Genomic DNA, 14,054 nt, shown 5'->3' with positions numbered 1-14,054 from the left:
ATGCAGGATGGGGCCGCTAACGGCGGCCGCGGAACAGCTGGGGGAGCAGCTCGGCCAGCTGGGCGCGCTCGGCGCCCTGGGCACGGTGCAGCGCCTGCTGCGGACCGTGCATGAACTTGGCCGTGAGGCCTTTCGACAGCGCTTCGAGCACCGCCTCGACATCCTCGCCCTTGGCCAGCAGCTTGCGGGCGCGTTCGAGCTCGGCCAGGCGGATCGCCTCGCCATTTTCATGCAGGCCCTGGATGACGGGCACCACGGCGCGGTCGTCGACCCAGTGCATGAACGATTGCACGCGTGTCTCGATGATGGCCTCGGCCTGCGCAACGGCGGCCTGCCGGTTCTCGATACCGGCCTGCACGACCTTGCCCAGGTCGTCCACGGTGTACAGGAACACGTCGTTCAGCCGGCCCACTTCCGGTTCGATGTCGCGCGGCACGGCCAGGTCGACCATGAACATCGGCTTGTGGCGCCGCGCCTTGATCGCCCGCTCCACCATGCCGAGGCCGATCAGCGGCAGCGACGAGGCGGTGGAAGAAATGAGGATGTCGTACTGGTGCAGCTGCGTCTGCAGGTCGGCCAGCCGGACCGCCTTGCCGTTGAACCGGTGCGCCAGCAGTTCGCCACGCTCGAGCGTGCGGTTGGCCACCGTGATCGATTTCGGGTTCTGCGCCGCGAAGTGCGTGGCGCACAGGTCGATCATTTCGCCGGCGCCGATGAACAGCACGTTCTGTTCGGATAGCTTGTCGAAGATGCGCTGCGACAGGCGCACGGACGCTGCCGCCATCGACACGCTGTGCGCGCCGATTTCGGTGGTGCTGCGCACTTCCTTCGCGACCGAGAAGCTGCGCTGGAACAGCTGGTGCAGGTACGTTCCCAGGCCGCCCGCTTCGTCGGCGGTGCGGATCGCATCCTTGATCTGGCCGAGGATCTGCGTTTCACCGAGCACCATCGAATCGAGGCCGGACGCGACACGGAACGTATGGCGCACCGCTTCATGTTGCGGCAGCATGTACAGGTGCGGCCGCAGCTCGGCGTAGTTCAGCTGGTGGAAATCGGCGAGGAAATGCGCACCGGCGTCGAGCGGGTTGGCGGCGCAGCTCGCAGCATAGAGTTCGGTGCGGTTGCAGGTGGACAGGATGGCTGCCTCTTCACTGCCCTGGCCGCCCGTGCGCTGGAACCAGTTGCGCGCCGCGCGCACGGCCGACCCCAGCTGGTCAGGCGCGAACGCCAGCCGTTCGCGCAGGGCGACGGGAGCTGTAGTGTGGTTGAGGCCGACGGCAAGGAGTTGCATTTCCAGAAAAATCAACGACGTAGGCTTTGATTATAGCCTGATGTGCGGCACTCGGCTGCGCCGGGCCCGGGCGGCCAGAATGGGACAAATCGTCCCAGCGGACATCTGTTACGGGATTCTATTGATCAATTACCCAGTTTTTCAAGACGATAGCCGTAGCTGTAGACTGGTACCAAGCGGAAACCATTTTCCGGTTTCAGCTGGAGTTTATTGCGTACACGCGACACATGGGTATCCATCGTGCGGGAGGGAACGTCGGTTTCCCGTATCCATACCGCTTCGTGAATATAGGCACGCGACAATGGCCGGCCGATGTTGCGGAAAAACAGCAGAGCCAGGTAAAACTCCTTGTGCGTTACATCCAGCACATGGCCATCCATTAACAGCCGGCCCGGGCGGGTTTCAAAAACATACTGGCCGAACGTCAGTTGCTCGGCACCGTTTTGCGCGGGGAACGCACGGCGCAGCAGTGCCTGCACGCGGGCGACCATTTCGCTGCGGCGCAGTGGCTTGATCATGTAATCGTCGGCGCCCGCATCGAGGCCGGAAACGATGTCATCCTCGCCGGAGCTGGTGGTCATGAACATCACGGGCGCATTGTCGTTGAGTTTCTCGCGCGCCTTGCGCATCAGCTCCGCGCCCCCCATATCCACTACCTGCCAGTCGAAAATGAGCATGTCGTAGCTGTCCTTGCGCAACTGGCCAAGCAGTTCCTTGCCCGTCTGGAAGGCATGGCAAACATGGCCGGCGGAAGTCAGCACCTGCGAAATCAGCTCGGCCTGGCTTCGGTCATTATCGAGGACTACGATTCTCATCTTATCTGTGGGTTAAAGCACGGCGGTAAGGCTTGGTCACTGCGAATATAACAGGATTCGCTATAAGAGTTACTAAATTGACCAAATATTGCACTATGTAAATTTTATTTGTGCGATTAATACGTTCGTAAACGGTACACTGGTTAACCGCCATTTTCAATGAACTTTTATCTTTAGCAACTTTTTAGGAGACACATTGTGGAGAGCGGCTGGGAATTGTTGCCTTCTTCAAGCAGCGATATCGCCGAGGTCAGGGAACGCTGCCGGCGGCTCGTGCGGCGCCGTGCCGCGCTGGCGGCTGGCGTGTCGGCGGTGCCCATCCCGGGTGTCGACATCGTGTCGGACATCAAATTGTTCACGCAGCTGATCGACGAGGTCAATACCGCATTTGGACTGACGGCCGAGCAAGTCGAGAAATTGCAGCCGAAGTACCGGATGATCGCTTACGAGGCGTCGGTCAGTGTCGGCGGCATGCTGGTGGGCAAATTGATCACGCGCGACCTGGTGTTCAAGCTGCTGGCGAAGAGCGGGAAAAAGCTGGTGCCGAAACAGGCATCGAAGATCGTGCCGCTGGCGGGGCAAGTGGCGTCGGCCGCGATCGGTTTTTTCGCGTTCCGGCAGATCGGCTACCTGCACGTGGATGCATGCGTGAAGGTGGCGGAGGAACTGTTGGCGGCAAAGAAAATATAGCGGCCGCAGAGGTGGAAGGTGCAGCCCGGCAGGGCCGCACCCGGGAGGACGCGTGCGGATTACATGTCCATTACGCGTCCATCAGGCGTGCTTTACGCGTCCGGCAGCACGACGTTGACGTCGAGAACTTCCAAGTTGCCCTGGCGGTCCAGCGAAATCTTGATGTCGTCGGCATTCACTTTCGTGTACTTCGAGATCACTTCGATCAGTTCCTTGTGCAGCGCCGGCAGGAAGTCGGGGCCGCTGCGGCCATTGCGCTCGCGCGCGATGATGATCTGCAGCCGCTCCTTGGCGGCGGTGGCCGTTTTCGGCTTGCTGGGGAACAGGAAAGATAGCAGTGCCATTTACTTTCCTCCAAAGATACGCTTGAACAGGCCCGGCTTTTCATAATCCGTGAAGCGCAGGGGCCGGGTTTCGCCGAGGAAGCGGGCGATGACGTCTTCGTAGGCTTCCGCCACGTCCGTGCCTTTGAAGTGGATCGCTGGATTGCCCTGGTTCGAGGCATGCAGCACTTGCTCCGATTCGGGAATGATGCCGAGCAGGGGAATGCGCAGGATTTCCTGCACGTCCGTATAGCTCAGCATTTCGCCGGCTTCCACGCGCTTTGGCGAATAGCGTGTGATCAGCAGGTGTTCCTTGACGGGTTCGCCGCCCGACTGCGCGCGGCGCGACTTGGCCTGCAGGATGCCCAGGATGCGGTCGGAATCGCGCACCGACGACACTTCCGGATTGGTCACCACGATCGCCTCGTCGGCGAACGTCAGCGCCATCAGCGCGCCGTGCTCGATGCCGGCCGGCGAATCGCAGATGATGTATTCGAAGCCCATGTCGATGATCTCGGCCAGCACGCGCTCCACGCCGTCTTCGGACAGCGCATCCTTGTCGCGCGTTTGCGAAGCCGGCAGGATAAACAGGTTATCGCAGTGCTTGTCCTTGATCAGTGCCTGCGGCAGCGAGGCTTCCTTGTTGATCACATTGATCAGGTCATAGACGACGCGGCGCTCGCAACCCATGATCAGGTCGAGGTTGCGCAGGCCCACGTCGAAGTCGATCACGGCGGTCTTGTGCCCGCGCATGGCGAGACCCGTGGAAAAGCTGGCGCTGGAAGTCGTCTTGCCGACACCGCCCTTGCCGGACGTTACAACAATAATTCTTGCCACGAATAATCCTTTTAGTGTGAAAGCTCAGGCGCGGGGCGCGTACGCGCGGCCTGTTGAATTGCCTTAATTGACAGATTGTATATCCAGTTTATCGCCGCTGAGCCTGATTTGTGCCGGTTGCTTGGCCTGCTCGGCGGGGAAACCATCTTCGAACGTGCGATAAACACCGGCGATCGATACCAGTTCCGGCGACATCGACAAGGCGAAGATCCGCGCGCTCGCATCGCCGGAAGCGCCCGCCAGCGCGCGGCCGTTCAGGGTGTTGTAGACGTGGATGCTGCCGTCGGCAATGATCTCGGCGCCGTTGTTGACGACGGCCATCACGATCAGGTCGCCGCCGCGCGCATAGATGCGCTGGCCGGCACGCACCGGCGTATCGACGATGAGCGTGCCCGTGTTGGCGGGCGCGGCGGCACCGGGTATCAGCGCCGGTGCCGGGCCTGGCGCCGGCGCGGCAGTCGCGGCAGGAGCAGCAGGAGCAGGAGCAGCAGCAGGAGCAGCATCATCGCTGCGGCCGGTATCGATCGACAGGCCAAGGGCCTGGATTTCTTCCACCATGTCCGGCCGGGCATTGCGCACCGCTACCGGGTTCAGGCGGTATTTCTTCAGCAGTGCGATCGTGCCGGCCCAGTCGATCCGTTCCGAGCCCGGCGCCAGGTCGCCGACGTCGATGACGGCCAGGTCGCCTTCGAAGAAATCGGGCACACCGCCCGTCATGCCGCGCAGGGCGGCGTCGAGCGCAATGCAGTCGGAAGTATGCAGGATCGCGGAAACGGCAACGACGGTGGAAATCTTGATTTCGATGGGCTTTTGAAACGGGCTTTTGGACATGACGACAGTAAAAAATTCGGGCTGGCCCGGGCCCGAGCATTTTACTGTCAAAAAACAATTATCGGTGAGGCATTTTCATGTAGCGAACAGCCTTCCGGCCTGCATTCATGCGGTTTCCCGCCGATTGCCGGCAGCCTCTTCCGCGCGCATTTGCCGCGCCGCGTCGACCATGTTGCGCAGCGCCGCTTCCGTCTCTTCCCAGCTCCGCGTTTTCAGCCCGCAATCCGGGTTGACCCACAGTTGCGCGGCCGGGATGACCGCTTGGGCACGGCGCAGCAATGCCAGCATTTCCTCGCGGTCCGGCACGCGCGGCGAGTGGATGTCGTAGACACCCGGGCCGATGTCGTTCGGGTAACGGAAATCGCCGAAGGCATCGAGCAGTGCCATCGCCGAACGGGACGTCTCGATCGTGATCACGTCGGCATCGAGCGCGGCGATCTGCGCCAGGATGTCGTTGAACTCGGCATAGCACATATGCGTGTGGATCTGCGTGCCGTCGCGTGCCACCGCGGCGGTCAGGCGAAAGGCCCGCACGGCGCGGTCCAGGTAGCCGGCGCGTGGGCCGCGGCGCAGCGGCAGGCCTTCGCGCAGCGCCGGTTCGTCGATCTGCACGATGGCGATGCCCGCCTGCTGCAGGTCGTCCACCTCGTCGCGCATCGCCAGCGCGATCTGGTCGGCCGTGTCGGCGCGCGGCTGGTCGTCGCGCACGAAGGACCACTGCAGGATCGTCACGGGGCCTGTCAGCATGCCTTTCACCGGCAGCGGCGTGAGGCTTTGCGCATGGCGCGCCCACGCGACGGTGATCGGCGCCGGACGCGATACGTCGCCCCAGATAATGGGCGGTTTCACGCAGCGCGAGCCATAGGACTGCACCCAGCCGTTCTGCGTGAACGCGAAGCCGGCAAGATGTTCGCCGAAGTATTCGACCATGTCGTTGCGCTCGGCTTCGCCGTGCACCAGCACGTCCAGCCCCAGCGCTTCCTGGCGGCGGATCGCGTCTTCGATCTCGGCGCGCATGGCTGCCTCGTAGGAAGCGGTCGCCAGTTCGCCCCGCTTGAATGCGGCGCGCGCCGCGCGGATGGCCGGCGTTTGCGGGAACGAACCGATCGTGGTGGTGGGGAAGGGCGGCAGGTTCAGCCTGGCCCCTTGCAGCAGGCGACGTTCGGCAAAGGGCGACTTGCGCCGGGCTGCGCCGGCGGGCAGCGCAGCGAGCCGGGCCCGCACCGCCGCATCGTGCACCCGCGGGCTGGCGCGCCGCGCCGCGATGGCCGCGCGCGAGGTGGCCAGCGCTTCGGCCGCCGCGGCAGGTTGTTCGATCGCCGCTTTCAGCACCGCCAGTTCAGCGAGCTTTTCATGCGCGAACGTCAGCCAGGATCTGACTTCCGGGTCCAGCCCCACTTCTGGCCCAACTTCCGGCCCAACTTCCAGCGCCAGGCTGTACGGCACGTGCAACAGCGAGCACGACGTCGACAGCCACAACTGGCCGTTGCGTTTTTCCAGCACGGGCGCCAGCGTGGCCAGTGCAGCGTCGAGGTCGGTACGCCAGATATTGCGGCCGTCGACGATGCCGACCGACAGCACCTTGTGCACCGGCAGCCAGTCGGCCACGCTGACCAGTTCGTGGGCAGCGCGCACGCCATCGACGTGCAGGCCGGCAACGGGCAGGCGGCAAGCCAGCGACAGGTTTTCTTCCAGCGGCGAGAAGCAGGTGGCCAGCAGCAGCGGCGCGCCGGCCTGGTTCAGCTGCCAGTACGCGGTGTCGAACGCACTGCGCCATGCCTGCGGCAGGTCGAGGCCCAGGATCGGTTCCTCGACCTGCACCCAGGCCACGCCTTGCTCCTTCAACCGCGCCAGCACCTGCCCATAGACAGGCAACAGCCGCTCCAGCAGGTCGAGCCGCGGGGAGCCATCCGTGGATTTGGCCAGCCACAGGAAGGTGAGCGGGCCGATCAGCGTGGCCTTCACGGCGTGGCCCAGCGCCTGTGCCTCGGCCACTTCGTCGAACAACCGGGTGGATGACAGCGCAAACCGCGTGCCGGCGTGCAGTTCGGGGACCAGGTAGTGGTAATTGGTGTCGAACCACTTTGTCATGGCCAGCGCGGCGCTGCCGCTGTGGCTGTCGTGGCTGTCCTGGCCACAGCCGCAGTGCGCCGTGCCCGAGCGGCCGCGTGCCAGCGTGAAGTAGCGTTCCAGCGCAGATTCGTCCTGGAACCCGAAGCGCTCGGGTTCGCAGCCGAACAGCTGGATGTGGTTGGCCACCTGGTCATAGAACGCGAAGTCCCCCACGGTCACGAAATCGAGGCCGGCGTCGTGTTGTTGTGCCCAATGGCGCGCCCGCAGCGCGCGACCGGTGGCTTCCAGTTCGGTCACCGGCAGTTCGCCGCGCCAATGGCGTTCCAGGGCGGTTTTCAGTTCACGGCGCTCCCCGATGCGAGGGTAGCCAGGGATGTGCGTGCAAATGTTTTTCATGTCATGTCAATTAAATATTAGTGAAGTAGAGTGTGCGACAATGAAGTTCATAAGCCAAACGAAACCTTTTGCGGTTTAACTTGAAAAATATTCATTGACCATGCTGGAGATCCGTCACCTGCGCACGCTTGCCGCACTGCGCTCCGCCGGCAGCCTCGTGCGCGCCGCCCAACTGCTGAACCTGACGCAATCGGCGCTGTCCCACCAGATCAAGTTGCTGGAAGACCGCTACGGCGGCCCGCTCTTCGAACGCAAGTCGGTGCCGATCGGCTTTACCGCCATCGGGGCGCGGCTGCTGCGGCTGGCCGACATGCTGCTGCCGGAAATCGAACAGGCCGAGCGCGACGTGACGCGGCTGATGCAGGGCGACCAGGGCCAGTTGCGCGTGGCACTCGAGTGCCACACCTGTTTCGACTGGCTGATGCCGGTCATGGATGAGTTCCGCAAGCGCTGGCCCGAGGTGGAAATCGACCTGGTGTCGGGCTTCCATAGCGAACCGGTCGACCTGCTGCGCGCCGGGAATGCCGACCTCGTCATTGGTTCCGACTACAGCGCGCAGTACGCGACATTCCCGCTGTTCCGCTTTGAAATCCTGACCGTGATGGCGCAAAAGCACCGGCTGGCCGGCCAGCGCCGCCTGACGGCCGCCGATTTCGAAGGCGAAACGCTGATCACCTATCCGGTGCCGGAAGAGCGTATCGACCTGATCCGCGAAGTGCTGGGCCCCACCGGCGTGCAGTTCACCCGCCGCCAGGCCGAGCTCACGGTGGCGATCCTGCAACTGGTGGCGAGCCGCCGGGGCATTGCCGCGTTGCCGAACTGGGCGATCAAGAACTATGTCGACTATGACTACGTGATCGCGCGGCCGGTCGGCGAGGGCGGGCTATGGAGTGACCTGTATGTGTCGGTACCGGAAGCATTGCGGCAAAAAGCCTACGTGGCGGACTTCGTGAAGGTAATCCGCGAACAATGCGCCGCCACACTCGATGGAATTAAATTGCTCTCATGACGCAGAGTTTGATATTTATCAAATAACTGGCCAGCTCTGCCAATTAGCATGAAAGCCTTTGCGGAATCTCAGCTGTTTTCGCTCTGCTGTGTCCGTTCAGCCATGTTCGTTCAGCCATTCGTTCAGCCATAGTCGTTCAGCATGTTCGTTGCATATCCGCATGTTCGCTTAGCTGAGTTCGCTTAGCCGTTTTCCGAAAGGACTCCCATGTTCACCCTTCCCACGAAGTTTTTCAGCGAGTGGCCCACCACGCTGCCAGTTGACCTGCCCGCTGCCCTGCCAGCCGAACTGGTCAATGCTGGCCGCGCCTTCGCCGAATCGCAGCTGGCCGGTTGCAACGCGTTGATGCGGGCAGCCTTCGAGAGCGGCGCCAGCCTGGTCGAGCTGAACGTGCATGCCACGCGGGAAAGCATCGCGGCGGCCAATGCCGTGTCGAACGGGCTGCTGTTCGTGCGCGAGCCGCGCGACCTAGTCTGCCTGACAGCCTCGCAATCCCAGCAGGCATTGGAACGTGCTCAGCGGTATGGCCGGCAAGTGGCGGGCGTGGCCAACGCGGCCCAGCACAGGATGGGGGAACTCGGCAAGGAATTCACATAGGCAAGCTCAGCAATGGCATCGCATGGGCGGGCTCGGCAGAGACTCCGCACAGGCGAGCTCAGCCGCGACTTCGCTGGTAGCTTGCCCCGCAACCCGATAGAATGAAAAGTAGTAGCGCTTCGACAACCCTGCTGGCCGGTCTGGTCAGTGAACTGGAGAAAGTAAATGGATGATGTAGTCATCGTTGCCGCGGCCCGTACCGCGGTCGGCAAATTCGGCGGCAGCCTGGCCAAGATCCCCGCAGCCGACCTGGGCGCGCACGTGATCAAGGGCTTGCTGGCGCAGACCGGCATCGACCCGAACCTGGTCAGCGAAGTGATCCTGGGCCAGGTGCTGACGGCCGGCGTGGGCCAGAACCCGGGCCGCCAGGCGGTGATCAAGTCCGGCTTGCCGAACGCGATTCCCGGCTACACGATCAACAAGGTGTGCGGCAGCGGCCTGAAGGCCACGTTCCTGGCGGCGCAAGCCATCAAGGCCGGCGATTCGGACATCATCATTGCCGGCGGCCAGGAAAACATGAGCGCCTCGCCGCACGTGCTGAACGGTTCGCGCGACGGCTTCCGCATGGGCGACGTGAAGATGACGGACACGATGATCGTCGACGGCCTGTGGGACGTGTACAACCAGTACCACATGGGCATCACCGCCGAGAACGTGGCGAAGAAATATGAAATCTCGCGCACCCAGCAGGATGAGTTCGCACTGCAGTCGCAGCTGAAGGCCGAAGCGGCACAGAAGGAAGGCAAGTTCAAGGACGAGATCCTGCCGCTGGAAATCGCGCAGAAGAAGGGCACGATCGTGTTCGACAGCGACGAATACGTCAAAGCCGGTTCCACCATCGAAGGCCTGCAAGGCTTGCGCCCGGCTTTCAACAAGGAGGGTAGCGTTACCGCCGGTAACGCCTCCGGCATCAACGACGGCGCGGCCGCCGTGATGATGATGTCGGCCTCGAAGGCGAAGGAACTGGGCCTGAAGCCGCTGGCACGCGTCAAGGCCTATGCCTCGTCCGGCCTGGATCCGGCCTACATGGGCATGGGCCCGGTACCGGCCAGCAAGCTGGCACTGAAGAAGGCCGGCTGGTCGCCGCAAGACCTGGACCTGCTGGAAATCAACGAAGCCTTTGCCGCCCAGGCGTGCGCCGTGAACCAGGAAATGGGCTGGGACACCAGCAAGATCAACGTAAACGGTGGCGCAATCGCCATCGGCCACCCGATCGGCGCATCCGGCGCCCGTATCCTGGTGACGCTGCTGCACGAAATGGTGCGCCGTGATGCGAAGAAAGGCCTGGCCTCGCTGTGCATCGGCGGCGGCATGGGCGTGGCGCTGGCCGTCGAACGCGAGTAACAACGGTAGTGAGGGGGCCACATACGCAGTGGCCCTTTGTTTTTATGTGCGGAGCACGCTAATTAGAGGGGATGACATATGGCACGAGTTGCATTGGTAACGGGCGGCATGGGTGGTCTGGGCGAAGCGATCTGCATCAAGCTGGTCGCGCTGGGCTACAAGGTGGTAACCACGTATTCCCCGAACAACACGAAGTACCAGGGCTGGCTGGATGAAATGAAGGAAAAGGGTTACAACTTCTCCGCCTATCCGGCCGACGTGGCCGACTACGACTCGGCCCAGGAATGCGTTGCCGCGATCACCCGTGACATCGGCCCGATCGACGTGCTGGTCAATAACGCGGGCATCACCCGCGACACGACGTTCAAGAAGATGGACAAGGTGAACTGGGATGCGGTGCTGCGCACCAACCTCGATTCCGTTTTCAACATGACGAAACCGGTGACTGACGGCATGATCGAGCGCGGCTGGGGTCGCATCATCAATATTTCGTCCGTGAATGGCCAGAAAGGCGCGTTCGGCCAGACCAACTATTCGGCGGCCAAGGCCGGCGTGCACGGCTTCACGAAGGCGCTGGCGCTGGAAGTGGCGCGCAAGGGCGTGACCGTAAACACGATCTCGCCGGGCTACATCGGCACCAAGATGGTCACCGAAATCCCGCAGGAAGTGCTCGACACGAAAATCCTGCCGCAGATCCCGATGGGCCGCCTGGGCAAGCCGGACGAAGTGGCGGGCCTCGTTGCCTACCTGTCGTCGGATGAAGCCGCGTTCGTCACGGGCGCCAATATCGCCATCAATGGCGGCCAGCACATGTCGTAAGCCATTGCTGCCACAAGCTGCCGGTATCCGGTAGCTCGATCGGGCAGGCACCTGGTGCCGGGCGATGAGCCCGCACCAGGTGCCTGCCCTGTTTTTTTTCAAGCCTCTTTTGGATCGCGAATGACCATCCTGCCCGACGGCGGCCTGCGACTGGCCGAACTGGAAGAACAATCCCTGCAGCCCGGTACCAAGGGCCTGCCGATCACGCAACCGCTGCGCCAGCACATGGTTGGTTTGCAGCGCTGGAACGTGCTTGCGGCCGATACCGGCTTTCCCGTGGCCGTGCTGAAGATTTCCAGCCTGCTGCACAACCTCGACTGGATGCGTGCTTTTTGCGCCCGCCACGATGCGGTGCTCGCGCCCCACGGCAAGACCACGATGAGTCCGCAACTGTTTGGCGCCCAGCTGGCCAATGGCGCCTGGGGCATGACGCTGGCAACGGCGCCGCAAGTGCTGGCCGCTGCGCGCTTCGGCGTGCGGCGCGTGCTGCTCGCCAATGAACTGGTCGCACCGGCCGACATTCGCGCGCTGCTGGCGCTGTTGCGCGACGATCCCGGCTTCGAACTGTTCGTGCTGGCCGATTCGGCGGACGGCGTACGGCGCCTGTCCGAAGCCGCGGTGGCCGCCGGCATCGGGCGGCCCTTGCAGCTCCTGGTGGAACTGGGCATCGCCGGCAAGCGCACCGGTTGCCGCACACCGGAAGATGCACTCGCGCTGGCGCGCATCGTCGCCGCGGCGAGCGGCCTGCAACTGGCCGGCATCGAAGGCTACGAAGGCTTGCTGGTCAGCGATGATCGTGGCGCCGACATCGAACGGGTCGACGCCTTCCTGGTCCGGATGGCGGACCTGGCGCGGCAGTGCGACGCGGAAGGATTGTTCGTCGGGCCGCGGATACTGCTGTCGGCTGGTGGTTCCTCGTATTTCGACCTGGTGGCGCGCGCGTTCCATGCCGTCGATGGCCTGTCGCGGCCCGTGCTGCCGGTGCTGCGCAGCGGCTGCTACCTGACCAGCGATCATGGCCACTACCTGGAATTGACCGCCGAACTGGATGCGCGCGATAACATCGCCGAAGGTTTGCGGCCCGCGCTCGAAGTATGGAGCATCGTGCTGTCGCGGCCGGAGCCGGGCCTGGCGATCCTGTCGATGGGCAAGCGCGACGCGTCGCATGACTTGGGCTTGCCGGTGGCGCTGCGTGCGCACCGGCCGGGAGAAGGCCCGGTCACGCTGCCTGCGGGCGCATGCATCGACAAGATGAACGACCAGCATGCCTATCTGCGTTTGCCCGAGGAGGGCGACATGCGCGTGGGCGACCTGCGCGTGGGCGACCTGGTCGGCTGCGGCATCTCGCACCCGTGCACCACGTTCGACAAGTGGTCCGTGCTCTTGCTCGTCGACGACGATTACAATGTGCAGCGTGCCATCAACACGCTCTTCTGACGCTTTTGCTGAAAGTCCGCCACATGCCCGATCCATCACCCTACCTGTTTCCGCCCATTACCCCGCTGCGCACCGGCATGCTGCAGGTCGACGCGCTGCACACGATCTACTGGGAAGAGGTGGGCAACCCGCAGGGCATTCCCGTGATCTTCCTGCATGGCGGGCCGGGAGCCGGCTTGTCGCCGCAGCACCGGCGCTTCTTCGATCCGCGCCACTACCGCGTGATCCTGTTCGACCAGCGCGGTGCCGGCCAGTCGACGCCGCTGGGCGAAACGCGCGACAACACGACCGGGCTGCTGGTGTCGGACATGGAGCAGCTGCGCCAGCTGATGGGCATCGACCAGTGGCTGGTGTTTGGCGGCTCGTGGGGCTCGACGCTGGCGCTGGCGTATGGCGAAGCCCATCCCGAGCGCTGCCTCGGCTTCGTGCTGCGCGGGGTCTTCCTGTGCACGACGCTGGAGATCGACTGGTTCATCGACGGCGCCCAGTGGTTCCACCCGGAGATCCACGAGGAATTCGCCGCGGCGATTCCGGAGCCGGAGCGGGGCGACCTGCTGCAGGCCTATTACCGGCGCATCATGGACCCGGACCCGGACGTATACTGGCCCGCCGTGCGGGGGTGGAGCCGGTTCGAAGGGCGGCGCGTGTTCCTGATGCCGCAGCCGGAAGAGCCGCCGTGCGACACGCTGGATCTTGGCCTGGGCCGGCTGGAAGCGCACTACATGGCCAACCTGGGCTTCTTCGAGGAGGAGCAGTTGCTGAAGAATGTATCGCGCATCGCGCACCTGCCGGCCGTGATCGTGCAGGGGCGCTACGACGTGATCTGCCCGCCGTTTACCGCCTGGCGGCTGCACAAGCAGTGGCCAGGCTCGGTGGTGAAGATGGTGCCGGATGCCGGCCATGGGGCCATGGAGCTGGGCATCAGCCGCGAGCTGGTGGCGGCCACCGAGGCATTCCGCCGCTTCGGACGGTTCTAGGCGGCCGGCCATTTTCCCGGCATGCTCCCGGGTTTTTTTGCCGTGGCGGGTTGGCCGGCACCGCCGCCATGCGGCGGCCTGCTACACTTGCGCCTGGAGCGGGCGCGTCGTCCCGCAGCGTACACAACATAATATGGCAATGAACATCCAGCTGGGCGACATCGGCCACATCATTCAATTGGCGATCGCACCGGTATTCCTGCTGAACGGCGTGTGCACCGCCCTGATGGTGCTGATCAACCGCCTGGCCCGCATCATCGACCGCTCGCGCGTGCTCGAGGATCGCCTCGACATCGCCTACAACGACCATTACATCACCGAGCTGGACGTGCTGTACCGCCGCTCGCACTACATCAACATGGCGATCACGCTGTCCACGCTGTGCGGCCTGTTCGTCGGCATCGTGATCGCCCTGCTGTTCGTGGGCGATACCACCGACGTCACGCTCGACAAGTACATTGCCGGCCTGTTCGCGGCGGCGGTGGGCAGCCTGATCGCCAGCTTTGGCGCGCTGCTGCGCGAGATCTTCATTGCCTCGTCCGCCATGCGTGCCATGCGCCACGTGCGCCGCGCACCCAGAACCAACGAGCCAGTCACGAAACAAATCTAGACACG

Annotated in this window: 14 protein-coding genes; 8 read left to right on the top strand and 6 right to left on the bottom strand. The window is 63.6% G+C overall.

Annotated features, from left to right (window positions below; genetic code table 11):
• Positions 1 to 16 precede the first annotated feature (16 nt).
• Positions 17 to 1,291, bottom strand: coding sequence for a glutamyl-tRNA reductase (gene hemA / locus EWM63_RS12280; RefSeq protein ID WP_130186777.1), 1,275 nt, complete (start codon positions 1,289 to 1,291; stop codon positions 17 to 19).
• Positions 1,292 to 1,416: 125 nt separating this feature from the next.
• Positions 1,417 to 2,106, bottom strand: coding sequence for a response regulator transcription factor (locus tag EWM63_RS12275; RefSeq protein ID WP_130186776.1), 690 nt, complete (start codon positions 2,104 to 2,106; stop codon positions 1,417 to 1,419).
• A 198-nt stretch (positions 2,107 to 2,304) separates the two neighbouring features.
• Here EWM63_RS12275 and EWM63_RS12270 point away from each other — a divergent pair, with 198 nt between their 5' ends.
• Complete coding sequence (locus EWM63_RS12270) at positions 2,305 to 2,796, top strand: hypothetical protein (protein ID WP_229487865.1); 492 nt, start codon at positions 2,305 to 2,307, stop codon at positions 2,794 to 2,796.
• A 92-nt stretch (positions 2,797 to 2,888) separates the two neighbouring features.
• Here the strand turns inward: EWM63_RS12270 and minE are convergent, their stop codons facing one another.
• The 4 genes from minE to metE form a co-directional block, all read right to left on the bottom strand.
• Positions 2,889 to 3,140 carry a cell division topological specificity factor MinE gene (minE, locus tag EWM63_RS12265; RefSeq protein ID WP_130186775.1) on the bottom strand — a complete coding sequence of 84 codons (252 nt, stop codon included), beginning with the start codon at positions 3,138 to 3,140 and terminating at the stop codon, positions 2,889 to 2,891.
• Positions 3,141 to 3,956, bottom strand: coding sequence for a septum site-determining protein MinD (gene minD / locus EWM63_RS12260; protein WP_130186774.1), 816 nt, complete (start codon positions 3,954 to 3,956; stop codon positions 3,141 to 3,143). It abuts the gene before it with no gap.
• A 63-nt stretch (positions 3,957 to 4,019) separates the two neighbouring features.
• Positions 4,020 to 4,787 (bottom strand): septum site-determining protein MinC, encoded by a 768-nt coding sequence (gene minC, locus EWM63_RS12255; RefSeq protein ID WP_130186773.1) that lies wholly within the window; start codon positions 4,785 to 4,787, stop codon positions 4,020 to 4,022.
• A 105-nt stretch (positions 4,788 to 4,892) separates the two neighbouring features.
• Positions 4,893 to 7,256: a 5-methyltetrahydropteroyltriglutamate--homocysteine S-methyltransferase gene (metE, locus tag EWM63_RS12250; RefSeq protein ID WP_130186772.1), complete on the bottom strand. Its 2,364-nt coding sequence runs from the start codon at positions 7,254 to 7,256 to the stop codon at positions 4,893 to 4,895.
• Between the two features lie 100 nt (positions 7,257 to 7,356).
• Here metE and EWM63_RS12245 point away from each other — a divergent pair, with 100 nt between their 5' ends.
• From EWM63_RS12245 to EWM63_RS12215, 7 genes are all read left to right on the top strand, one after another.
• Positions 7,357 to 8,265, top strand: coding sequence for a LysR family transcriptional regulator (locus EWM63_RS12245; RefSeq protein ID WP_130186771.1), 909 nt, complete (start codon positions 7,357 to 7,359; stop codon positions 8,263 to 8,265).
• 207 nt (positions 8,266 to 8,472) lie between these two features.
• Positions 8,473 to 8,862, top strand: coding sequence for a phasin family protein (locus EWM63_RS12240; RefSeq protein WP_130186770.1), 390 nt, complete (start codon positions 8,473 to 8,475; stop codon positions 8,860 to 8,862).
• Positions 8,863 to 9,027: 165 nt separating this feature from the next.
• Positions 9,028 to 10,206 carry an acetyl-CoA C-acetyltransferase gene (locus tag EWM63_RS12235; RefSeq protein WP_130186769.1) on the top strand — a complete coding sequence of 393 codons (1,179 nt, stop codon included), beginning with the start codon at positions 9,028 to 9,030 and terminating at the stop codon, positions 10,204 to 10,206.
• A 78-nt stretch (positions 10,207 to 10,284) separates the two neighbouring features.
• On the top strand, positions 10,285 to 11,025 hold the full coding sequence (gene phbB, locus EWM63_RS12230; RefSeq protein ID WP_130186768.1) for an acetoacetyl-CoA reductase: 741 nt from the start codon (positions 10,285 to 10,287) through the stop codon (positions 11,023 to 11,025).
• Positions 11,026 to 11,145: 120 nt separating this feature from the next.
• Positions 11,146 to 12,462: an amino acid deaminase gene (locus EWM63_RS12225; protein ID WP_130186767.1), complete on the top strand. Its 1,317-nt coding sequence runs from the start codon at positions 11,146 to 11,148 to the stop codon at positions 12,460 to 12,462.
• Between the two features lie 23 nt (positions 12,463 to 12,485).
• Entirely contained in the window at positions 12,486 to 13,439 is a 954-nt protein-coding gene (gene pip, locus EWM63_RS12220) for a prolyl aminopeptidase (RefSeq protein WP_130186766.1), read from the top strand.
• Positions 13,440 to 13,578: 139 nt separating this feature from the next.
• On the top strand, positions 13,579 to 14,049 hold the full coding sequence (locus EWM63_RS12215) for a DUF2721 domain-containing protein (RefSeq protein WP_130186765.1): 471 nt from the start codon (positions 13,579 to 13,581) through the stop codon (positions 14,047 to 14,049).
• Positions 14,050 to 14,054: the final 5 nt, after the last annotated feature.

The sequence above is a fragment of the Pseudoduganella lutea genome, from assembly GCF_004209755.1.
Classification (GTDB): Bacteria; Pseudomonadota; Gammaproteobacteria; order Burkholderiales; family Burkholderiaceae_D; genus Rugamonas; species Rugamonas lutea.
Note: the sequence above shows the minus strand (reverse complement) of the source record. Positions and strands in the feature narration are given on the sequence as shown.